The sequence below is a fragment of the Sharpea azabuensis DSM 18934 genome, assembly GCF_000702165.1.
Taxonomy (GTDB): Bacteria; Bacillota_I; Bacilli_A; order Erysipelotrichales; family Coprobacillaceae; genus Sharpea; species Sharpea azabuensis.
The window spans coordinates 1-22,299 of sequence record NZ_JNKU01000035.1; the positions used below are offsets into that span (position 1 = coordinate 1).

Annotated in this window: 20 protein-coding genes; 18 read left to right on the forward strand and 2 right to left on the reverse strand. The window is 38.5% G+C overall.

Features of this window, described 5'->3' with window-relative positions:
- Positions 1-231 precede the first annotated feature (231 nt).
- The 5 genes from T529_RS0108150 to T529_RS0108170 all read left to right on the forward strand — a co-directional run bounded on the left by T529_RS0108150 (position 232) and on the right by T529_RS0108170 (position 4,715).
- Positions 232-549: a hypothetical protein gene (locus T529_RS0108150; protein ID WP_033163129.1), complete on the forward strand. Its 318-nt coding sequence runs from the start codon at positions 232-234 to the stop codon at positions 547-549.
- 215 nt (positions 550-764) lie between these two features.
- On the forward strand, positions 765-1,445 hold the full coding sequence (locus tag T529_RS0108155; protein ID WP_033163130.1) for a GntR family transcriptional regulator: 681 nt from the start codon (positions 765-767) through the stop codon (positions 1,443-1,445).
- Between the two features lie 56 nt (positions 1,446-1,501).
- Entirely contained in the window at positions 1,502-2,617 is a 1,116-nt protein-coding gene (locus T529_RS0108160; RefSeq protein WP_033163131.1) for a metallophosphoesterase family protein, read from the forward strand.
- Positions 2,610-4,097: an N-acetylglucosaminidase gene (locus T529_RS0108165; protein ID WP_033163132.1), complete on the forward strand. Its 1,488-nt coding sequence runs from the start codon at positions 2,610-2,612 to the stop codon at positions 4,095-4,097. Before T529_RS0108160 ends, T529_RS0108165 begins: the two co-directional genes overlap by 8 nt.
- A gap of 12 nt (positions 4,098-4,109) precedes the next feature.
- Positions 4,110-4,715 (forward strand): GNAT family N-acetyltransferase, encoded by a 606-nt coding sequence (locus T529_RS0108170; RefSeq protein WP_033163133.1) that lies wholly within the window; start codon positions 4,110-4,112, stop codon positions 4,713-4,715.
- Here T529_RS0108170 and T529_RS0108175 read toward each other — a convergent pair.
- The gene (locus T529_RS0108175; RefSeq protein ID WP_033163134.1) at positions 4,683-5,498 is read right to left on the reverse strand and encodes a purine-nucleoside phosphorylase; all 816 of its coding nucleotides are present in this window, start codon (positions 5,496-5,498) and stop codon (positions 4,683-4,685) included. The genes T529_RS0108170 and T529_RS0108175 overlap by 33 nt on opposite strands.
- Positions 5,499-5,620: 122 nt before the next feature.
- Between T529_RS0108175 and T529_RS0108180 the strand changes: the two genes are divergently transcribed.
- From T529_RS0108180 to T529_RS0108200, 5 genes are all read left to right on the forward strand, one after another.
- The gene (locus T529_RS0108180; protein WP_033163135.1) at positions 5,621-6,886 is read left to right on the forward strand and encodes an HD domain-containing protein; all 1,266 of its coding nucleotides are present in this window, start codon (positions 5,621-5,623) and stop codon (positions 6,884-6,886) included.
- The gene (locus tag T529_RS0108185; RefSeq protein WP_033163136.1) at positions 6,879-7,265 is read left to right on the forward strand and encodes a YwiB family protein; all 387 of its coding nucleotides are present in this window, start codon (positions 6,879-6,881) and stop codon (positions 7,263-7,265) included. The genes T529_RS0108180 and T529_RS0108185 overlap by 8 nt, the downstream gene beginning before the upstream one ends.
- A gap of 105 nt (positions 7,266-7,370) precedes the next feature.
- On the forward strand, positions 7,371-9,029 hold the full coding sequence (gene argS / locus T529_RS0108190; protein ID WP_033163137.1) for an arginine--tRNA ligase: 1,659 nt from the start codon (positions 7,371-7,373) through the stop codon (positions 9,027-9,029).
- A gap of 9 nt (positions 9,030-9,038) precedes the next feature.
- Positions 9,039-9,377, forward strand: a complete 339-nt coding sequence (gene rpoE, locus T529_RS0108195; RefSeq protein ID WP_033163138.1) for a DNA-directed RNA polymerase subunit delta — start codon at positions 9,039-9,041, stop codon at positions 9,375-9,377.
- A gap of 45 nt (positions 9,378-9,422) precedes the next feature.
- A complete protein-coding gene (locus T529_RS0108200; protein ID WP_051646922.1) occupies positions 9,423-9,926 on the forward strand; it encodes a DUF4256 domain-containing protein in 504 nt (167 codons plus the stop codon).
- Between the two features lie 27 nt (positions 9,927-9,953).
- Here the strand turns inward: T529_RS0108200 and T529_RS0108205 are convergent, their stop codons facing one another.
- Positions 9,954-10,217: a hypothetical protein gene (locus tag T529_RS0108205; RefSeq protein ID WP_033163140.1), complete on the reverse strand. Its 264-nt coding sequence runs from the start codon at positions 10,215-10,217 to the stop codon at positions 9,954-9,956.
- Between the two features lie 377 nt (positions 10,218-10,594).
- Between T529_RS0108205 and gap the strand changes: the two genes are divergently transcribed.
- The 8 genes from gap (at position 10,595) to T529_RS0108245 (ending at position 22,299) form a co-directional block, all read left to right on the forward strand.
- Positions 10,595-11,605: a type I glyceraldehyde-3-phosphate dehydrogenase gene (gene gap, locus T529_RS0108210; RefSeq protein ID WP_033163141.1), complete on the forward strand. Its 1,011-nt coding sequence runs from the start codon at positions 10,595-10,597 to the stop codon at positions 11,603-11,605.
- 173 nt (positions 11,606-11,778) lie between these two features.
- Positions 11,779-13,182 carry a S41 family peptidase gene (locus tag T529_RS0108215; protein ID WP_033163142.1) on the forward strand — a complete coding sequence of 468 codons (1,404 nt, stop codon included), beginning with the start codon at positions 11,779-11,781 and terminating at the stop codon, positions 13,180-13,182.
- Positions 13,183-13,195: 13 nt separating this feature from the next.
- Complete coding sequence (uvrB, locus tag T529_RS0108220) at positions 13,196-15,169, forward strand: excinuclease ABC subunit UvrB (RefSeq protein ID WP_033163143.1); 1,974 nt, start codon at positions 13,196-13,198, stop codon at positions 15,167-15,169.
- Positions 15,162-16,508, forward strand: a complete 1,347-nt coding sequence (locus tag T529_RS0108225) for a CCA tRNA nucleotidyltransferase (RefSeq protein WP_033163144.1) — start codon at positions 15,162-15,164, stop codon at positions 16,506-16,508. Before uvrB ends, T529_RS0108225 begins: the two co-directional genes overlap by 8 nt.
- A complete protein-coding gene (gene uvrA, locus T529_RS0108230) occupies positions 16,498-19,320 on the forward strand; it encodes an excinuclease ABC subunit UvrA (RefSeq protein ID WP_033163145.1) in 2,823 nt (940 codons plus the stop codon). Before T529_RS0108225 ends, uvrA begins: the two co-directional genes overlap by 11 nt.
- Positions 19,321-19,330: 10 nt before the next feature.
- A complete protein-coding gene (gene hprK, locus T529_RS0108235) occupies positions 19,331-20,269 on the forward strand; it encodes an HPr(Ser) kinase/phosphatase (protein ID WP_033163146.1) in 939 nt (312 codons plus the stop codon).
- Positions 20,270-20,271: 2 nt separating this feature from the next.
- The gene (gene lgt / locus T529_RS0108240; protein ID WP_033163147.1) at positions 20,272-21,075 is read left to right on the forward strand and encodes a prolipoprotein diacylglyceryl transferase; all 804 of its coding nucleotides are present in this window, start codon (positions 20,272-20,274) and stop codon (positions 21,073-21,075) included.
- 153 nt (positions 21,076-21,228) lie between these two features.
- Positions 21,229-22,299: a GTP pyrophosphokinase gene (locus tag T529_RS0108245; RefSeq protein WP_033163148.1), complete on the forward strand. Its 1,071-nt coding sequence runs from the start codon at positions 21,229-21,231 to the stop codon at positions 22,297-22,299.

Below are 22,299 nucleotides of genomic sequence, written 5' to 3' on the forward strand. Positions count from 1 at the left end.
GTAGAGGCGAAGTGGACACGCCTGTAAGAATAAGGATTGCCTGACTTGTCAGGTGGAAACTTAAATATCAAACTTCTTAAATAGAACCGTCAGGTTCTTAGAAGCCACCTACCTTTAGGTGGGTGGTAGTTCACACAATAGGGGATTGATAGTACTATTGATTAGAGGATGGGTGTGGTTCTTATGGTTACTTGTACTTAAATATAACTGAATAGAAGGGAAGGTATTATTATGACTCAATTTATAGCATCATGGATTGCCGGTAATATGCTTGATCTTTTCATCAAACAAATCCCATGGATCATCATTGCATGTTTACTGACATATATTTTATGTATAAAGTTTCCCAAATATGTGAACTATTTCATTATAATATGTGCTATTTATGGACTAGTAAGAGGCGGTTATCTTATTGCTACACTTTATCCCTATATGGGTGATTCTCTATTTGCAGTACTCTATGGCATCTTTTTGTTGATTCCATATCTCACTGTATTTCTAGGTGCTTTCCTTGTAAAAATCATCTGGTATAAGAAAAATAGACAATAGAGACTAAGAAATCTCTATTGTCAAAGATCTGTATTGACTTATTTTTTATGAATAAACTGTTTTATTGTGTTTGGTTTAAAAGAGAAGCTGATCTTAGGATCGGCTTTTTTTGAGAAATTCTATTTGGCATGAGAGAAATTTTAAATATTAACATGAAATGTTTGCATTCATTTCGTTTTCCAATATAATTGTATACAATAAAGGGGTTGATTCTTATGCCATCACATAGTTTATTTGAACCAGCTAAGAATGGTTCGTTGGGGAGCCAGATATTTGTATTATTAAGAGATCGTATCTTGAATGAAGAATATGATAAGGGCCAAAAGCTCAATGAATTAGCACTTGTCAGAGAATTAAATATCTCTCGTACACCTATTCGTGAAGCACTCAAACAATTGGAATTAGAAGGACTTGTCGAAAGTATTCCTAATAAGGGTGTCTTTGTGAAAGGTTTTTCACCACGTGATATTGATGACATGTTTGAAATAAGAAAAGAGCTTGAGTCACTCGCCATTGGCATGGCCATTGAACGTATGGATGATATTCATCTCGCAAAGATCAAGGAAGTCTTTGAACTCATGGAATTCTATACAAACAAACATGATAAAGATAAAGTCAATGATCTCAACATTCTCTATCATGAAACCATCTACCGTGCCACACAATCAACATACTTTGAACAATTACTCAAAGATATTCATTACTATGTCTCTGTGACGACAAGACATTCTTTGACCAATCTCAAACGCCTTGATTCAGCACTAGAAGAACATCGTAAGATTTATGAAGAGATTATGGATGGTGATATTGATGGCGCTAAGCATTCTATTCGTGAACATATCACGAAGACACAGATGCTTGTCAGAAAATATTATGCAAGTAAGAACCAGGAGTAACCTGGTTTTTCTTTTGGAAATTATAGGCTATAATGCTTTAAAAGGAGGGATGTCTGATGTTGGCACCACGTCATATCACAAAGAAAGTAAAGGGAGATTATCGCTTGATTGCGATTTCTGATATTCATGGTCACTTGCAGTATCTCAAGGCGCTTTTAAGAAAGGTGAAGTATGATCCTGATCTTGATTACTTAGTCATTATTGGTGATTATATAGAAAAAGGGGATGAAGTTCTTGAAACCATCAAATTCATTGAACAGCTCTCACGCTATCCCAAATGTTATATTCTGACGGGAAATTGTGAGTGGGCATTATGTGCCATGATGACAATACCGGAACTTGCGAATGAAATCCCTCACTACTTACAGCGTGTCTCTGCCAATGGGATTGTCCGCCAGCTTTATAATGAAGGACATTACCGGGATGGGCATTGCAGTAATCTTGCCATGCAGCAGGAAATGGAGCGTTTTCTCCATCCTCATCTCCAGTTCATGATGCATCTCCCTACAACATTGAAATTCAACGATTTTCTCTTTGTCCATGCCGGTTTAGAAAACAAACCTAGCTATAAACAAGGGACATTGCATGGCTATTTAGAAATGCAGCACTTTGATGATATTGGTCATCCTTATAATGAAACGGTCATTGTAGGTCATATTCCTACAAGTAATTATGATGCAAGAAATATTAATAATGATATTCTTTTTGACTGGAAGAAACGGATTATCTGCATTGATGGTGGGATTGGTGTGAAGCCCATTGCCCAGCTTAATGCCTTAATGATTGAAAGTCATCAAGGTCATATCAGTTATGCGACAGAATCCTATCAACCCTTACCTGTAGGCATTATTCAAGAAGATATGCATGAAGGCAGAAATGATTATCATAAAATCTGTTTTCCTGATTATGAAGTTATCATGATTGAAAAGGGACCGGAGTTTTCTAAGTGTCGCCATGTCAAGAGTGGTATTGAGATGATGATCAAGAATGAATTCCTCTATACCCGTTCTTCTAAGCTCTATTGTCTTGATGACTATACAGACCGTTTTCTCGCCCTTACAAAAGGCAGTGAAGTCAAGGTTATTGGACAATATGGCAAGTATAGCTATGTAAGCTTTAAAGGTGCTGTTGGCTGGGTAAAAAGTCAGGTGGTGAAGATCATTCATGGCTAAGAGAAGAAAGAGAGTCAGTAAAAAAAGAAGACAAGTCAGAAAGAGATTTCTTCTTGCCTTTCTTGCCGCCATCATTGCTTCGAGCGCCTATCTTGTCTTAAGAAAGAAAGAAACATCGGTTAATCATTATATTGTTTTGACCAAAGAGGGGAGTGTGAGTTTATTTAATGACCTTGGACATCAAGCCCTCTATAGGCTAGAGCGAGGCACTCCTTTAATAGTTGAAAAGGAAGTACGTTCACTCAATCGCAATTATCTTGGTGTACGCTATGATATGGATGGTATTATATCTCATGGCTATGTCTATGCCAGTGATGTCTTACGCTATCAGTTTGATGCGTCCTTTGAAACAAGCTTAGCCGCATTTCCGGATAGTTATCGTCAGCCTATACGCTATCTTCATGCCCTCTATCCATCATGGACCTATAGCCTAATAAAAACACAGCTGGACTTCAACCAGGCTGCTTTATCCTACACTAACAAAGCCTTAATTCCAGCCAGTCATCCTGAATTAGTACGCTCACAGAATGTTGTTGAAGGAAAGAACTGGCACTATGCAAGTGTTGATACTGTACGTTATTATCTTGATCCCCGTCTTCATTTAAATGGAGGTCAGGCTTTAATGTTTGAAAAGCTGTCCTATAATCCTCAAGAAGATCTTCGTGTTGCCAAAGAAATATTAAGTGATACAAATATGAAGGGGATTGATGAGAGTACGCATAAGTCCTATGCCGAAATCTTTGTGGATGTCGCCAAAAAATACAATATCTCACTTTCTAATATCTTATCACGGGCGATTCAGGAAGCAGGTGGGACATCACCAACCCTTTCTAAAGGAGCCCAGGGTGTCAGTGTCAATGGGAAGACCTATTACAATATCTTTAATATTGGTGCTAATACAGGTTACCAGGATGGTATTGCCTATGCCATCAAGATGAATTGGGATAATCGTGAGAAAGCGATTGATGGTGGCGTAGCTTACTTAGCTTCACATTATACCCAGAATAAACAGGATTCCCTTTATTTACAGCGCTTTGATCTTTACTCAAGGCATTTAGGAACACATAGCTATATGACTAATATTCTTGCCCCTGTTGATGAGGTCAAACATATCTTAAAGGGTTATCTTAAAACCAATACATTATCAATCAAACGTCATTTAGAAATCCCAATCTTTTTAAACATGCCCACACAAGTACGCTATCCTCTTCGTGGTCAGCATTTACAGAATATCAATACCAATCTTCAAAAGAATAAACCGCTCTCGACACTATCATTAAGCTATAAGCAGGATGTTGATTTAGAAGATGGAATTGGCCAGCCACATATACAGCTCACTGATGGCAGCTATCAGCTAGAAGAAGACATTGATTATCATATAAGCTATATGCATCAACACCAGAGAGGACAAGCTAGCTTTGTGATTACGGGAATGAATGGTTATTGTGGGACAATCAGAAAGAACTATATGATTCATTAAGGAGACATATCAATGAAGCAAAATGTCATCATTAGAAGATATCAAAAAGTAGACTTAGAAGATGTCAAAAACATCTGTATTGCCACGGCTAGTGAAAGGGCAAGAAGGGAAGAAAAGCACCGTCAGTTTACTTTGTATATGTATTGTCTGCCCTATCTTGAAAGAGAAAGAGCCTTAGTAGCGGAAGTAGATGGTGTTGTTGTCGGCTATGTTCTCTATACCCTGGATTATGCTTTGTTTATAAAGCATATGCAGCCCTATATGTCCAAGATAGAAGCTATCAGTCAGGAATATTCTTTAAGAATGCGACATGAACATGACCTCTATGCCCGCTTTCAAAACGACTATCCAGCCCATCTTCATATTGATTGTTTGCCGGGATATACAGGATTAGGAATTGGCAGTCAGCTTATTGAAACAATGGCGGATGACTTGAAAGATGAAGTGAATGGGGTCATGCTTGGTGTCAGCAAGACAAACCAGGGGGCTATAAACTTCTATCAGAAACATGACTTTGATATTCTTGATGAAGATAACGCAGGATATGTGATGGGCAGGGTATTAAAAAAGACCACGGAATGTGGTCTAGATGGATGCAATGACGTGATTCACAAATAAGACAAGACGATCTTGTGCTTTGGTAGCTTCTTCTTCAACTTCCTGGTGACTTAAGGCGTTGGAAGAAAGGCCGGCAGCTCGATTAGTGATAAGGGAGATGCCTAAGACTTCCATGCCACTATGTCTTGCCACAATAGCTTCAGGAATAGTCGACATGCCTACCATGTCTGCGCCCATGACTTTTAATGCACGAATTTCAGCTGGTGTTTCAAACTGTGGACCAGTGAAATAGGCATAAATGCCTTCTTTGACATCGACATGAACATCCTTGGCAACTTGTAAGGCTTTTTCTCTTAGCGTCTTTGTATAGACATCCGTCATATCCTTAAAACGTGGACCAAACTCATCAAGATTAGGTCCGATCAAAGGAGATGGACAAAGAAAACTGATATGATCACTAATTAAGGTGATTTGTCCTGGCATGAGGTCTTCACGAATACCACCACAGGCATTTGTCAGGATAAGTTTTCTAATATTTAAGGCTCTGAAAACTCGAATACAGAGAGTGATGGATTTCGAAGAGTGCCCTTCATAGTAATGTACACGCCCTTTCATGACCGCAATATGCTTTCCATTTAATTCTCCAAGATAAAGCTTTCCTTCATGTCCTTTAATTGTAGATTGTGGGAAATGAGGGATATCCTTATAATCAATGACAACAGGATTCTTGATCTGATCGGCAAGAGGTCCTAAGCCAGAACCTAAAACGATGGCAAGATCTAGTGGCTCATGGTAGCGTGACTGAATATAGGATGCAGCTTCTTTGATTTCATCAATATACATAATACAAACTTCCTCCTAACCTCTATTATACAAAAAATTGTCTTATTATTAATACTAATAGATGTATGAATGCATCGTTTTTCTATGTATTTATGGTAAAATAAGACAAAGGATGTGATTGTATGGATAAAAATGAATTCACACTTGAACCATATCGCTTACATGAATCAAGAGTTATTAGAGATGCTATACATGGCTATATAACATTTGAATATTTGCCTATCTGGCAGCTTATTGCCACAACAGAAGTGCAGCGCTTAAGACGTATCAAACAACTGGGTGGTACCTATATGGTCTTTCCTTCAGCTGAACATTCACGCTTCACGCATAGCTTGGGCGTTTATGAAACAGTAAGAAAAATGTGTGCACTTGATGCAATAGATAAACATTTAAATGATTATGATAAACTGACAGTCATGTGTGCAGGACTCTTGCATGATATTGGTCATGGTCCTTTTTCTCATACCTTTGAAGGCGCCTTTCATACCAATCATGAAGAAATGACAAGAAGGATGATTCTTGAAGATAGTGAAGTTCATCGCGTACTATCAAGCGTGCATGAGGATTTACCGCTTGATGTTGCCAATGTCATTGCTCATAAAGCCTCTAAACCAATGATTGTCCAGATGGTTAGCTCCCAGCTAGATGCGGATCGGATGGATTATTTGTTGAGGGATAGTTATTTTGCGGGGGTAACCTATGGTGAATTTGACCGCTCACGTATTTTGCGCACATTACGTATTAAAGATGATCGTATTGTCTTTAAGTATAGTGGTGTACAAGCTATCGAAGACTATATCCTAGCCCGTTATCATATGTATTATCAGGTCTATTTCCATCCAACAGCGAGAAGCTATGAACATGTCTTTCAGTTAATTGCGAAAAGACTGACTGTGCTTCATGAACAGGGCTATCATTTTCAAACCCATATTCAATACTTGTTGCCTTTTATAAGTGGCGAAGAAATGAGTGTGGCTGAATATGAGGCATTGGATGAGAATGTGATTTATTATTATATTGGTGAAATGCAGAATGAAGCTGATCCTATCTTAAGTGATTTATGCCAGCGTTTTATTAACCGTCATCTATTTAAATATGAATCCATTAATGATGCTAGTGAGATTGAGGAATATCGTAAGAAAACGATTGAGAAAGGTTTAGATCCTGATTATTATGTCGTTGATGATCAAGCCATTCAGGTTCCTTATAAGCATTATGGCGTCGGTAAGCATACGGGGGAAATTGAGATATTAATGGAAGATGGCACTATTTCAACCCTCTCTGATACGTCCCATATCGTTAATGCCATCCTGCATTCAAAGCCTAAGATTGACCGCAAAGTTTTCTTTGTGAGAAATTCGAACTGGAGAAAGGAAACAGATGAATAAGAAATATATTTATAAATCCGTTATTAATCATGGCAGCTTTAAAGAGTCTGTCAGCTATGAAGAAAAAGGTACATATCATTATGACCAGGGTAATCATGTCGTGAAGTTTGTCAGTAATGGTGAAAAGTTTGAAATCAGCTATAATGACCATCATGTGTCCCTTAAACATGGACAAAGCAATCTCTTTTTAAGTACTTTTGAGGAAATAGAGAATGACTATGTTACACAATATGGTGTCATGCATCTGACAACCCGGGTTCTTAAGTTAGAAAGTGCAGAAAATAAACTTTCTTTAATCTATGAACTTGTTGTTCAGGGGGAAGTTGTTTCGACTGTCTATATTATGTTGAGAGGGCAAGAATTAAGTGATGAAGCGTAGAGGATCGTTTATGATCCTCTTGTTTTTGGTAGGTAGAATGGGAAAAATATTGACTATCACTATTTTTATGTTATCTTAATATGGTATGAAATTAGAGGAGGAGTTATGGCTACAAACAAGATTGAAGCACTCCTGAAAGAAAGTATCAAAAATGCTTTAGTACAAGGAGACCTCGTAGAGGAATATAATACAGAAGATATTAATATTGAGATTCCAAAAGACACATCACATGGTGATTATTCTACAAATATTGCCATGCAGCTTACACGACTTTTACATAAGAATCCAAGAGACATTGCCAATAGTATTTTAGCGATATTTGACAAGGAAAGCGCAAATGTTGAAAAGGTTGAAATTGCTGGCCCAGGCTTTATCAACTTCTTTATGAAAAATGATGCATTGACATCAGTGATTAAAGATGTCTTAGAAAAAAAGGAACATTATGGTGATGGTGCACCTAATCATATTAAATATGATGTGGAATTCGTATCAGCTAATCCCACTGGTGACTTACATTTAGGTCATGCCAAGGGTGCTGCTGTTGGTGATTCGATTGTGCGTGTTATGCGTAAGGCAGGTTATGATGTCACTGCTGAATATTATATTAATGATGCCGGCAAACAGATTACAAACTTAGCCTTATCACTTTATACACGTTATTTAGCACTCTTTGGAGTGGAAAGAGAAATGCCTGCTGATGGTTATTATGGCCAGGATGTCAAAGATATTGCTGCTAAGGTTAAAGAGGAACATGGTGATAAGTTCCTCCATATCAATGAAGAAGATGCGATTCACTTCTTCAGAGAACTTGGCACACAGCATGAACTTGCAAAGATCAAAGATATTTTGAATGAATTCAGAGTTCACTTTGATTACTGGTTTAGCGAAACTTCGCTTTATCGTGAAAATATGATTCAGCCTGTTATTGATGAATTAGACAAACGTGGATATCTCTATAAGCAGGATGATGCTTTATGGTTTAGATCAACAGACTTTGGTGATGATAAGGATCGTGTCTTAATTAAGAATGATGGTTCTTATACTTACTTTACACCTGATATTGCCTACCATAAAAACAAGTTTGATCGTGGTTTTGATTATCTTGTGGATTTATTTGGGGCTGATCATCATGGCTATATCAACCGTATGAAAGCGGCTATGCAGGCTTTAGGTTACAACAAGGACCAGTTGAATATTGATATCATGCAGTTAGTGCAGATGGTTGAGAATGGCGAAGTTGTGAAGATGAGTAAACGTACAGGTAACGCTGTCACAATTAAGGACTTAATTGAAGAGATTGGTGTAGACGCAACACGTTATTTCTTTGTCTCTAAAGCAGCTAATACACCATTTGAATTTGATCTTGGTCTTGCGAAATCACAATCCAATGAAAACCCTGTCTACTATGCGCAATATGCCCATGCAAGAATGTGCTCAGTCGAAAGAAATGCTAAGGAAAAAGGCTTTGCAATGGCTGAACACTTTGAATTACTAGGCAATGAAAAAGAAATCGAACTCTTGAAACATATCAATGAGTTCCCTAATGAAGTTGCTGAAGCAGCAAAGAACAGAGCACCACACAAAATTGCGAATTATATCCAGAAACTTGCACAATTATTCCATTCATTCTATAATGATTGTCATGTATTGGATGAAGAAAATAGAGAACTCTCATCAGAACGTCTTGCTTTAGTAGAAGCAAGTAGAATTACTCTTAAGAATGCATTAGATCTTATTGGTGTAACAGCACCTGAACAGATGTAGGAGGATACAATGGATTATAAACAGTCATCAATGGTTGATATCGCTTTTGATTATATGAAAAGCTTATCAGGACCTGTTAGCTTCTTTGATTTATGGAATAAAGTAGCTGAATTAAAAGACTATAATGAAGAAGAAAGAGATCAGAACCAGTCACTATTCTATACTGGTTTGATTCTTGATGGACGTATGATTACGACTGGTGAAAATATGTGGGATTTAAGATTACGTCGTAAGTTTGAAGAAGTCCATATTGATATGAATGACATCTATAATGATGATGAAGAAGTCGATGAAGAAGAAGTTGACGATTCAGTCGATGAAGATTCATATGACGATGATGAAAACTAAGTAGCAGACATACCTGAAGGTATGTCTTTTTTTAAAGGAGTATGTATGGAATTATTGAAACAAAGATTTGAAAAACATATGAATCGTCATCCTGATCTTACATGGGACGATGTTGAGAAGCGCCTTACTGCCAACATCCGCAAAGTTATTGAGAATATGGAACACACGGGTGGTGAGCCCGATGTAGTTGTCTTTAAAGACAAGATCGCTTATGTTGATTGTTGCAAGGAGTCACCAAAAGACAGACGTTCTTTCTGCTTTGATGAAGAGGCAAGAGTCAAACGTAAAAAGAACCCACCAAAATCAAGCGTACAAGAAGAAGCAAGCAGGATGGGTATCAAACTCTTAAGCATCCAAGACTATCAATACTTACAATCCCTTGAAGACTTTGATTTAAAGACATCTAGCTGGGTGGCAACACCTGACTCTATTCGTGAAAAGGGTGGGGCAGTGTTTATGGAAAAACGTTATGGTACAGTCTTTCTTTATCATAATGGGGCTGATTCTTATTATTCTTCAAGAGGCTTTAGGGGTTATATTGAGATTTAAAAAAGTGTTGCGACTATGCAGCACTTTTTAATCAAATAAGGCAATGACTTCCTCGTTAGGATTGAATTCACCAGTTTCTTCGTTATAAGCAAGAGCAGCATCCGTTTCAATGATCGCTAGTCTAAGCTGACTTACGTTCCACTCATCAGCCCCAAAGCTCTGACAATCGCTTAATGCCCGTAAGACTTCGGAAAGGGCTTTGGTGTCATTGTTTGTCTGTATTTTGAGAAGCTCGACTGCTTGCTGGCATCTTTTGTATTTCTCTTCTATTGTTGATGAATCATATGACATAAATATACCTCCATATGCCTATTGTACTATTTCCTTAATTGAAGGCAAGAGGGAGGATGATAGGTATAGAAGGTGTTTGTGCATGATGAAGCCTGAGATAGAGCTTTTTTAAGGTGAGAATGTTAAAAAAGTGATATAAAAATCAAGAAAACAACATTTTCATTTGTTTAAATTGTTTACATCTCATGTAAGCGCAATTTTCAATTTATACCATCAATACAATGTTTTTTGAAATAGCTCTTTGTAAGCGTTAAGACAGGAGGCCTAAAGAGTGTGTTAAAAGCGTTAAAATTAATTTGAAGCAAAGAGAATTAGTTGATTTTAAAGATGGCGTGACATATAATATGTGTAGATTTAATAAGGAGGAATGTCATAAAATGGCAGTAAAAGTTGCAATTAATGGTTTTGGCCGTATTGGTCGTTTAGCATTCAGACAGATGTTTGGTGCAGAAGGTTATGAAGTAGTAGCAATCAATGACTTAACTTCACCTAAAATGTTAGCTCATTTATTAAAGTATGATTCATCACAGGGTAAATATGCTTTAGCTGACACTGTAGAAGCTAAGGAAAGCTCAATCGTAGTTGATGGTAAGGAAATCACTATCTACGCTAAACCTAACGCTGAAGAATTACCATGGGGTGAATTAGGAGTAGACGTAGTACTTGAATGTACTGGTTTCTATACTTCAAAAGAAAAAGCTATGGCTCACGTAAGAGCAGGTGCTAAGAAAGTTGTTATCTCAGCTCCAGCTGGAAACGATTTAAAGACAATCGTATTCAACACAAATAATGAAACATTAACAGCTGAAGATCAGATCATCTCTGCTGCTTCATGTACTACAAACTGCTTAGCTCCAATGGCTAAAGCATTAAATGATTTAGCTGAAATCCAGTCAGGTATTATGTTAACAGTTCATGCTTACACTGGTGACCAGATGATCCTTGATGGACCACACAGAAAAGGTGATTTAAGAAGAGCTCGTGCAGCTGCAGTTAATATCGTTCCTAACTCAACAGGTGCTGCAAAAGCAATCGGTTTAGTTATCCCAGAATTAAATGGTAAATTAATCGGTTCTGCACAGCGTGTTCCAGTTCCAACTGGTTCTACAACTATCTTAACTTCTGTAGTTAAGGGTGCTGTAACAGTTGAACAGGTTAATGCTGCTATGAAGGCTGCTCAGACTGAATCATTCGGTTACAACGAAGATCCAATCGTATCTTCTGATATCGTAGGTATGAGATACGGTTCATTATTCGATGCTACTCAGACTATGGTTAACCCATTACCAAATGGTGATACTGAAGTTCAGACAGTATCATGGTATGACAACGAAAACTCATTCACTTCTAACATGGTTAGAACTATTAAGTATTTCGCTGAATTATAATTCTCATATTGAATCAAGAAAAGCCCACTTAGGTGGGCTTTTTGTTTTAATGAATATATCTTATGATAATCATAGGAGGACTTACTTTTAAAAGAAGTCCTTTTTAACTTGTCTATGCTTTAACGTATTCAAATATAAGACTTTATGGTAGAATGATACAACGAGGAAATACTATGGATAAACAAAAGAAAAAGAGAATCACTTTTAAGGCTTATATCGCGACAATTTGCCTCGTTCTTGCACTTGGATTGGCTGGAGGATATGGGTTAAGTGGCTTGATCAATAAGGTTGCGCCTCAATCTAATGCAAGTAGAGTCAGTGAAGTCTATAAGATCTTAAAGAATGCATTCTATGATACCACACATAATAAAACATCATTAGATACAAGAATACTGAAAGGCATGGTTGATGGCTTAGGGGACATTCATTCACAATATCTTACAAAGGATGAAACGAAGGCCTTTACAACATCCGTTAATGGTGATTATGAAGGCATAGGCATTACATATTTAAAGGTGCATTCAGGCATCATGGTTAGTCGTGTCTATGAAAATACGCCGGCATATAATGCGGAATTAAAAGCGGGCAATATTATTGTCAGTGCGGACGGTGTTGATCTTGCGAAACAAGCTTATGACAAGATTCCTGAATTGATCTTGGGTAAAAGTGGCACAAGTGTAACCCTTAAAATCAAAAAGAATAATCAATATGTAAGCAAGAAGGTTGTACGTAAGGCCGTTGAGACAGATTTTTATGCTTATTTAGCTAATCATAATGGTAAGAATTATGGCTACATCCATCTTAATACGATAGGCAGTAATACGGACAAGAAAGTCGCAAATATCTTAAATGCGTTTAAAGAAAAACATGTCACAGAACTTATTATTGATTTAAGAGATAATGGGGGAGGCTATGTTGGAACGGCTAAAGACATTCTTTCACTCTTTAATAAGAAGGGGGAAACACTTTACTATCTTCGTGACAAGTCTTCTACCAAGCCACAAAAAGATAATACCAATACTTACTATAGCTATGATCATGGGTATGTGCTTGTCAATGAGAATACGGCAAGTTCAGCTGAACTGATTGCTTCAACATTAAAGGAAGTTAATGGCTTTCAAACGGTAGGCACTCAGACTTATGGCAAGAGTATTATTCAGGTTGAAGATGAATTGTCCAATGGAGCTACCTTAAAATATACGGATAGTGAATGGCTGACTTCAAAGAAGGAAGTCATTAATAAAAAAGGGATTACACCGGATGTTAAAATCGATAGCTATAATCGTGATTTTCAGACAAAGTATTTCGCTGATGTTTATAGGGTGGATCAGGTCGATGAACATATTAAGATGATGGAAATCATGCTTGAAACATTAAATTATCAGCCCGGTAGAACGGATGGTTATTTCTCAATGCAAGTAAGTGAAAGCTTAAAACGTTATGAAAATGAGCATCATTTAACTGTTAATGGAGAATATGATTATAATGACTTTGAAAACTTACTTTCAGATTATATGCATTATATTACTGATACAAAAAATGATCGTGTACTTAATGATATCTTAGGACGATTATAAAGGGGGTGCTTGAATGAAACGTAATTTTGAATTGGTTTCACCATTCCAGCCAATGGGCGATCAGCCAGAGGCCATCAAGGAATTGGTGGAAGGCATTAAAGAAGGAAAGAAGACGCAGGTATTACTTGGTGGGACAGGAACAGGTAAGACTTTCACTTTTGCGAATGTGATTGCCGCTGTCAATAAGCCAACCCTTGTGTTATCGCATAATAAAACACTAGCAGCCCAGCTCTATGAAGAACTTAAAGAATTCTTCCCACATAATCGTGTTGAATATTTTATTTCTAACTTTGATTTCTATCAGCCGGAAGCCTATATTCCTAAAAGTGATACTTATATTGATAAAGAAGCCCAACAGAACTATGAACTTGAAATGCTTCGTGCCAGTGCGATGAACTCATTGCTAGATCGTGAGGATACGATTGTTGTGGGTTCGGTTGCTTCCATCTATGGGTTAGGTAATCCAGATCGTTATAAAGAAATGATATTTGCCTTGCATGTTGGTCAGGAGATTGACCGTCGAGAACTCTTGAACTTCCTTGTTGACCGTCAGTATGTGCGAAATGACATGGATCAGACAAAAGGGACGTTTAGAGTCCGTGGTGATGTCATTGAAATTGTACCAGGTCATACCGAAAGCTATTATGTACGCGTTGAGCTTTTTGGCGATGAGGTGGATCGTATTACTGAAGCAGATCCATTAACAGGCAAGACAATTGCTGCCTATAATGCTTATACAATCTATCCTGCAGATGAATATGTCACAAACAAAGAAAATATGCTGCATGCCTGCAAGACGATTGAAGAAGAACTGAAAGACCGTCTTGACTACTATACAAAAGAAGGCAAGCCGCTTGAATACGAACGCCTTGACCAGCGTACGCGTCATGATGTTGAAATGCTGAGAGAAGTGGGTGTTTGTCCCGGTATTGAAAACTACTCGCGTCATATTGATGGCCGAAAGCCAGGGGAACGTCCATTCTGTCTGATTGACTATTTCCCTAAGGATTATTTGTTGATAGTGGATGAAAGCCATGTTATGTTGCCACAGATCAGAGGAATGTTTAATGGTGACCGTAGCCGTAAGGAAACATTGGTGGAATATGGCTTTAGATTGCCGAGTGCCTTGGATAATAGGCCTTTACGTTTTGAAGAGTTTGAAAAACTGATTAATCAGGCTGTTTATGTATCGGCGACACCTGGTGATTATGAACTTGAATCAACAGATGGACATTATGTCGAACAGATTATTAGACCAACAGGATTACTTGATCCTGTTATTGAAGTACGTCCAATTGAAGGACAAATTGATGATATTATTTCAGAGATACAGGAACGTATAGAGAAAGATGAACGTGTTCTTATTACTACACTGACAAAGCGCATGGCTGAAGATTTGACGGATTACCTCAAAGAATTTGGCTTGAAAGTCGCCTACTTGCATAGTGATACAAAAACAATTGAACGTTCTGTCATCTTACGTGATTTACGTTTAGGTCGCTATGATGTCCTGATTGGTATCAACTTGCTAAGAGAAGGTTTGGATTTACCGGAAGTCTCTCTTGTATGTATTCTTGATGCGGATAAGGAAGGCTTCTTGCGTAGCCGTCGTTCGCTGATCCAGACGATTGGTCGTGCTGCCCGTAATGCGCATGGTAAGGTTATTATGTATGCTGACAATATGACGGATAGTATGCGTGAAGCCATTGAAGAGACACAGCGTCGCCGCAGTATCCAGGAAGCTTATAATAAAGCCCATAATATTACACCAAAAACAATCAAGAAAGATATTCGTGAAGTGATTCATGGTCAGGAAGTTGAAGATCATGCTGCTAAGCTTGTCAAGAAAGGCAAGAAAGCTGGCAAGAAGGCTAAGCAGGAAATTATTAGTGAACTTGAAGCACAGATGAAAGATGCAGCCAAGCGTCTTGACTTTGAAAGAGCGATGGAACTGCGCGATATGATTGAGGAGATGCGAGATGCGTAAGCTCAAATGCAGCAAGCTTGCCCAGGAGATTTTTGATGCAATCGAAGAAGAGGGCGGCAGTGTTTATCTTGTTGGTGGGGTTGTGCGTGATTATATGATGAAACGCACAAATAAAGATTATGACATTGAGGTCTTTCATATGTCCTATGCCCATCTTGTGGAAGTCTTGTCACGTTTTGGTCAGGTCATGACCTTTGGCTCATCTTTTGCGATTATTCATCTTGATCAACTTCCAGGTTATGAATTTGCCCTGCCGAGAGTAGAACATAAAACAGGCACAAAGCATCAGGATTTTAGTATTGAGATTGATCCTGAACTGCCTTTAGAGAAGGCGGCAAGTCGTCGTGACTTTACGATTAATGCTTTGATGTATGAATATAAAACAGGTGTCATCTATGACTTCTTTGATGGAATTGGTGATTTACAGAGAAAACAGTTACGCATTGTCAATACTGAGAAATTCAAAGAAGATCCCTTACGCATTCTAAGAGCTGCCAGCTTTATTGCCCGTTATGATCTGACTTGCACACAGGAGACATTTGATGAATGTCAGGCAATGGTTAAAGAAGGAATGCTGGAAGATATCAGCAGGGAGAGAGTCTTTGAAGAATACAATAAGATTCTCATGGCTCTTCATCCCTCTGCTGGCTTTATCTTTCTGCGTGATATTCATGCCCTGCCTTCCTACTTAGAAGCGCTTGTCCATACCAATCAAAGACTTGACTATCATCCTGAAGGCAATGTTTTCAATCATACGATGTTAGTGCTTGATTTAGCAGCCTTAACGAAGAAGGATGTCAGTGATCCACTCTCCTTTATGTGGTCAGCCTTATTGCATGATATTGGTAAACCAGTGGTGACAACACCTGATGGGCATGCACTTTATCATGATATTGTGGGTGCTAAGGTGTTTGATCAGGAAGTTGATCTTATTCAAGGCAAGAAAATGCGTAACTATGTACGCACAATGATTGCTTATCATATGCGTTTAATGAATATGGCTAGACATCATATTCGGCCTATTACATACAAACGTCTTTTAAAGGAAATTGAAGGGAAAGTGCCCGTCCGTGACTTAATGATGCTTTCACGCTGTGATAAGCTAGGGCGCGGGGCAATTACCTATGATACGATTATGGAATTCGATAAAAAGATGGAAGATATTATGGCAAAGTGTGGGACAGAGGCAGAAGAACCTCTTGTAACTGGGCAGGATCTTATTAATGCCAGATTTGAAGATCGAAGCCAATATCGTACATTGCTCGAAAAAGCCTATGACATGCAGCTTGCAGGTTATAGTAAAGAAAAGATATTAAGGGGGTTAAAAAATGGCAAATGATCATATTATTGTAAAAGGGGCGCGTGAAAACAACCTCAAGAATGTCAATGTCTCTATTCCTAAGGACAAGCTTGTCATTTTGACAGGATTATCAGGAAGTGGGAAGACATCACTGGCATTTGATACCATCTATGCAGAAGGGCAGCGTCGTTATGTCCAGTCACTTTCAGCCTATGCGAGACAGTTTATGGGTGGCATGGAAAAGCCGGATGTTGATAGTATTGATGGTTTATCACCAGCAATTGCGATTGACCAGAAAACAACGTCCCATAACCCTCGTTCAACAGTTGGGACAGTCACAGAAATCTATGACTATTTGCGCTTGCTTTATGCCCGTGTAGGTCATGCTTATTGTCCAAATCACAATATTCTGATTGAAGCACAAACGATTAAGCAGATGGTTGATATTGTTGATCAGTATGATGATCGCGATAAGCTTCAAATCTTAGCCCGCATGGCAATGAACCAGAAGGGGACACATAAAGAACTCTTTGAGAAGATGCTCAAAGATGGTTTTGTGCGTGTTAAGGTTGATGGAGAGATGCGCATGTTGGAAGATGATATTGTCCTTGAAAAGAATAAGAAACATACCATTGATGTAGTTGTGGACCGTATTGTCAAAAAAGAAGGCTATCATGCCCGCTTAACTGACTCTATTGAAACAGCGTTGAAGTTAGCTGATGGGGAATGTATTGTTGAGAACTTAACACAGGGTGTTGAAAAGCTCTTTAGTGCCAATCAGGCATGTCCTATTTGTGGCTTTTCTGTCCCTAAGCTTGAACCACGTTTATTCTCTTTCAATAATCCATTAGGTGCTTGTCCTGATTGTAAGGGACTTGGTATTAAGGAAGAGGTTGATGATGATTTATTGATTCCTGACTGGAATTTATCAATTAATGAAGGTGGGTTACGTTACTTTAAGACAGCTGTTGGTACTGATCGTATTGAATGGCAGACTTTCACTAAGCTATTAGATTACTACCATATTGATCTCAATAAGCCCCTTAAGGATTTCACAAAGAAAGAATTAGATATTATCTTCTATGGTTCCAAGGAACCTATTCATTATGAAATCACATCATCAAGTGGTAATGTCTCACGCACGACAAAGTATATTGAAGGGGTCAAGACCCTCATTGAAAGACGTTATCAGGAGACAACATCATCATGGGCTAAGGAATATTATGCTTCATTCATGAGTGAACATGTTTGTCCAACATGTCATGGCAAACGTTTAAATGAGATGGTGCTATCCGTCCAGGTTGGGGGCATTAATATTGCTGAATTTACAGCCATGTCCATTGATCAGGCGCTTGATTTTATTACGCATTTAAAATTATCCATCATGGAAGAAAAGATTGCCCGTTTGATCATTAAGGAAATCAAAGATCGTTTAACGTTCTTGCATAATGTTGGCTTAGGCTATTTGACATTGGCGCGTCGTGCGGGAGGTCTGTCAGGTGGTGAGGCACAGCGTATTCGTCTAGCGACACAGATTGGTTCGCGTTTATCGGGTGTGCTCTATGTCCTTGATGAACCTTCTATAGGTTTGCATCAGCGTGATAATGCCCGCCTGATCCAGACTTTGCAGGATATGCGTGATTTAGGTAATTCTGTGCTTGTCGTTGAACATGATGAAGATACGATGCGAGCTTCAGATTTCATTGTCGATGTAGGCCCAGGGGCTGGTATTCATGGCGGTGAGATTGTTGCAGCGGGGACACCGGAAGAAGTGATGGCTAATGAGAAATCGATTACTGGTGCTTATTTGTCAGGACGCAAGAAAATTGAAGTGCCACAAAAACGCCGTAAAGGCAATGGCCTCTATCTTGAAGTCAGAGGGGCTAAGGAACATAATTTGAAGAATATCAATGTGAAATTCCCACTTGGTAAGTTCATCGTTGTCACAGGTGTTTCTGGATCGGGCAAATCAACTCTTGTCAATGATATCCTTGCTAAAGGCTTAAAGATGAAAATCTATAAGTCGAAAGAAAAACCAGGCCTGCATAAAGAGATTCGTGGGATTGAAAATATTGATAAAGTTATTGAAGTTTCGCAGGAACCAATTGGTCGTACACCAAGAAGTAATCCAGTGACTTATACGGGTGTCTTTGATGATATTCGTGATCTCTTTGCGAAAACACCAGAAGCCAAGATGCGTGGTTATGATAAAGGTCGTTTCTCTTTCAATACGAAGGGCGGACGTTGTGAAGCTTGTCAAGGGGATGGGGTGAAACGTATCTCGATGCACTTCTTACCCGATGTCTATGTGCCATGTGAGGAATGTGGTGGCAAGCGTTATAATGAAGAGACTTTGCAGGTTACCTATAAAGGCAAGAATATCTATGATGTCCTTGAAATGACCATTGAAGAAGCCCTTGGTTTTTTTGAAAACTTACCTCGTATCTACAATAAGATTAAAGCTCTCTATGATGTTGGTCTTGGTTATATTAAGCTTGGACAGTCTTCAACAACACTCTCTGGTGGTGAGGCCCAACGTGTTAAGCTAGCGAGTGAATTACAGAAGAAGGCTACGGGTAAGACACTCTATATTCTTGATGAACCAACAACAGGATTACATTCTGATGATGTCAATCGTCTCATTCAAGTCCTTCAGACAATCGTAGATAATGGTGATACAGTACTCGTTATAGAACATAATCTTGATGTCATTAAGGTGGCTGACTGGGTTATTGATTTAGGGTTGGAAGGCGGCGATGCGGGTGGTACAATAGTTGTACAGGGCACACCTGAAAAAGTTGCCAAGTGTGATGAGAGCCGCACTGGCTGGTTCTTAAAGGAACTGTTATAAGGAGGATCCTATGAGTAAATCCGCAAAATTAAGTCGTTTATTAGATCTCGATGTTTATAAAAGAGTGACTGGTGATGATGCTTCGATGGAACGAGAAGTCTATGTCGCTGAAATCAACCGTCCTGGTTTTGAACTGGCAGGTTTCTTTAAACATTCAGATTTTAGAAGAATTATTCTTCTTGGTGAAAAGGAGAATGCCTTCATTCATGAAATGAGTGCAGAAAGCCAGCTCGCTTGTTTCTCAAAGCTTGTCAATGATGAAACACCATGTATTATCATTGCGAAAGGCTATAAAGCACCTGATATTTTAAAGAATATTGCGATTAAGCGTAATTTCCCAATCTTTGAGACAGAATTACCAACAGGTCGTGTATCCATCACATTGCAGAGTCATCTTGATGAATTATTGGCACCAGAGACATTAATGCATGGGGTATTCCTGAATATCTATGGTAAGGGTGTTATTATTCGTGGTGATAGTGGTATTGGTAAGAGCGAAATTGCCCTTGAACTGATCAAGAAAGGTCATCAGCTCATTGCCGATGATGCCATTGAACTCTTCCATATTTCTTCAAGTATTCGTGGCCGCTCACCAAAGGTCTTGAAAAACTTGTTGGAAATTAGAGGTATTGGGGTTATTGATGTCAGCAAGATGTTTGGGGCTGGCAGTGTGCTCGATAGCGATATTGTCGAAATGATTATTCAGCTAGAACGCTGGTTACCATCACGTGAATATCAGCGTATAGGCTTAGAGGAAGATGAAAATACTGAGGATATCTTAGGTATTCCTATTCATAAGATTGTTGTACCAGTAACGGGTGGTCGTTCTATGGCGGCCATTATTGAAGCAGCAGTCATGAATATGCAGCTAAGATCATCAGGCTTTGATAGTTCAAAGGAATTCATTAATCGTATTCTGGCGAATATCAAGAGTAAACAGGAGTCATAACAATGCAGTTTTTTCCATCTTTTTCCGTCTTTCTCAAAATTGGATCACTAGAGATCCATTACTATGCTTTATGTATTATTACCGGAGCATTAATTGCCTATGAACTAGGCCAGTATCACTTTAAGAAACTAGGCTATGCCAGAAATATTCTTTCGGATTATTTCTTTGCCTTATTGTTGCTTGGTATTATCGGGGCTCGTATCTGGTATGTCATCTTTATGTGGAATGAGCTCTATGCCACAAATCCTATGGAAATCTTTGCTGTGTGGCATGGTGGCCTTGCTATCCAGGGCGGTATCTTTGCCGGGCTCATCTATTCCGCTTATTTCTTTAAAAAACATGAAATTCCTTTTCTTGTCGCAGGGGATGCGATTATGCCAGGTGTCTTGATTGCCCAGGCGCTAGGCCGCTGGGGAAACTTCTTTAATCATGAGGCATATGGCTCAGCAGTCAGTCTTCAATTCTTACAGTCATTACATCTGCCACAATTCATCATTAAGAATATGTATATTGAAAATGCCTATCATCATCCAACATTCCTTTATGAGTCAGTGGGCAATGTTATTGTCTTTTTGGTGATTATCTTACTTGTTCGCCATTTCTCAAGGAAGAATGGTACGCAGTTCTTTAGTTATTTTATCGGCTACGGGATTGTGCGTTTCTTTGTCGAGGGGATGCGTACGGATTCATTAATGCTTGGGCCATTGCGTATTGCTCAAGTGATTTCCCTGATTTTTATCGCTGTAGGGATTGTAGGGATGATCTATGTGTATAAGAAAGGAACACCACGTTCTGATTTTTCTTAAAAAATAGAAAAAAGCTTGTATTTACAAGAAGATAGATTATGATGGGGTTAGAAAGAAGCCCCTCCCGACAGTCATGACATAAGTCATGGCTGTTTTTTTCTTTATATTCATAGAGCCTTGGATAGTGTATAATGGGTTTCAGGAGTGAATTGTATGGAACTTGTCAATTATAGTGCAAAAATCATAGATCAGTATCATGAGAATGCTGCTATCTATCGCAGTATGGTCCATGATATCAATGATATCTTTTCAAGAATTATCAAGAAAAATCATTTTCGTATATCTAATTATGCTGTACGTATTAAAGCAGAAGATAGCTTGAAAAGAAAGATTGAATTTAAGAATAAATACCATGATATCAATGATATTACTGATGTCGTAGCAGCAAGAGTTATTTTGTTGTTTGAAGATGATATTGATCGTTTCTATGAAGCAATCAAGGAGAATTTTGAAATCGTTGAATATAGTGATCGGCGTAAGAAGAATCAGGAAGATCGCATAGATTACGGTTATAATTCCTTGCATCTTCTTGTCAAGTTTACTGATGAACGCTGTCGCATGATTGAGTATTCAGACTACAAGAATCTTATCTTTGAAGTGCAGATTCGTACGACCTTACAACACTCATGGGCGGAGATTGAACATGGGCTTGGCTATAAGAGCCAATATGAGATTCCTCGAGACATCAGACGCAGACTGACAAGACTTGCGGCAACATTAGAGTTATGTGATGAAGAGTTTGTTGCGATTTCTAATGCCGTTGATGCCTATAATGAAGGCTTGGTGCATGAAGAAAAAGTACTGAAGACGGATATCAATAAGAATTCGCTTATTCACTATGTCATCGATACACCTGTTCTCAAAGATTTACTAGATGATGCTAAAGAACAGTATGGGGTAAGACTTGTCATTGATGATAGCTTGATTACCCAGACAAAACTCATTCATCGAATGCACTATATGGGTTATACTTATATCAATGAACTTGATGAATTTGTGCATAAGAATATGCATTCCATTCAATGGGTCTTCCACCAGCATCTCTCTACCTTTAGTGTGGGTGATGTCTTCAATCCACTCTATCTCTTAGTGTGGATCAGCATGATTATGCTTGTGGAACAGGGCATTAATGACCCGGAGGAAATCTTTAACCGTGAGGTTGTCGATAAAGTCAGGGACCTAGCGACAAAAGTGATGAATGAACAAGAAAGTGGGGGAGAGTAG

What these genes read in the sequence shown, in the direction of transcription:
- T529_RS0108150 (WP_033163129.1), top strand. Translation starts at nt 232, where the DNA reads ATGACTCAATTTATAGCATCATGGATTGCCGGTAATATGCTTGATCTT.
- T529_RS0108155 (WP_033163130.1), top strand. Translation starts at nt 765, where the DNA reads ATGCCATCACATAGTTTATTTGAACCAGCTAAGAATGGTTCGTTGGGG.
- T529_RS0108160 (WP_033163131.1), top strand. Translation starts at nt 1,502, where the DNA reads ATGTTGGCACCACGTCATATCACAAAGAAAGTAAAGGGAGATTATCGC.
- T529_RS0108165 (WP_033163132.1), top strand. Translation starts at nt 2,610, where the DNA reads ATGGCTAAGAGAAGAAAGAGAGTCAGTAAAAAAAGAAGACAAGTCAGA.
- T529_RS0108170 (WP_033163133.1), top strand. Translation starts at nt 4,110, where the DNA reads ATGAAGCAAAATGTCATCATTAGAAGATATCAAAAAGTAGACTTAGAA.
- T529_RS0108175 (WP_033163134.1), bottom strand. Translation starts at nt 5,498, where the DNA reads ATGTATATTGATGAAATCAAAGAAGCTGCATCCTATATTCAGTCACGC.
- T529_RS0108180 (WP_033163135.1), top strand. Translation starts at nt 5,621, where the DNA reads ATGGATAAAAATGAATTCACACTTGAACCATATCGCTTACATGAATCA.
- T529_RS0108185 (WP_033163136.1), top strand. Translation starts at nt 6,879, where the DNA reads ATGAATAAGAAATATATTTATAAATCCGTTATTAATCATGGCAGCTTT.
- argS (WP_033163137.1), top strand. Translation starts at nt 7,371, where the DNA reads ATGGCTACAAACAAGATTGAAGCACTCCTGAAAGAAAGTATCAAAAAT.
- rpoE (WP_033163138.1), top strand. Translation starts at nt 9,039, where the DNA reads ATGGATTATAAACAGTCATCAATGGTTGATATCGCTTTTGATTATATG.
- T529_RS0108200 (WP_051646922.1), top strand. Translation starts at nt 9,423, where the DNA reads ATGGAATTATTGAAACAAAGATTTGAAAAACATATGAATCGTCATCCT.
- T529_RS0108205 (WP_033163140.1), bottom strand. Translation starts at nt 10,217, where the DNA reads ATGTCATATGATTCATCAACAATAGAAGAGAAATACAAAAGATGCCAG.
- gap (WP_033163141.1), top strand. Translation starts at nt 10,595, where the DNA reads ATGGCAGTAAAAGTTGCAATTAATGGTTTTGGCCGTATTGGTCGTTTA.
- T529_RS0108215 (WP_033163142.1), top strand. Translation starts at nt 11,779, where the DNA reads ATGGATAAACAAAAGAAAAAGAGAATCACTTTTAAGGCTTATATCGCG.
- uvrB (WP_033163143.1), top strand. Translation starts at nt 13,196, where the DNA reads ATGAAACGTAATTTTGAATTGGTTTCACCATTCCAGCCAATGGGCGAT.
- T529_RS0108225 (WP_033163144.1), top strand. Translation starts at nt 15,162, where the DNA reads ATGCGTAAGCTCAAATGCAGCAAGCTTGCCCAGGAGATTTTTGATGCA.
- uvrA (WP_033163145.1), top strand. Translation starts at nt 16,498, where the DNA reads ATGGCAAATGATCATATTATTGTAAAAGGGGCGCGTGAAAACAACCTC.
- hprK (WP_033163146.1), top strand. Translation starts at nt 19,331, where the DNA reads ATGAGTAAATCCGCAAAATTAAGTCGTTTATTAGATCTCGATGTTTAT.
- lgt (WP_033163147.1), top strand. Translation starts at nt 20,272, where the DNA reads ATGCAGTTTTTTCCATCTTTTTCCGTCTTTCTCAAAATTGGATCACTA.
- T529_RS0108245 (WP_033163148.1), top strand. Translation starts at nt 21,229, where the DNA reads ATGGAACTTGTCAATTATAGTGCAAAAATCATAGATCAGTATCATGAG.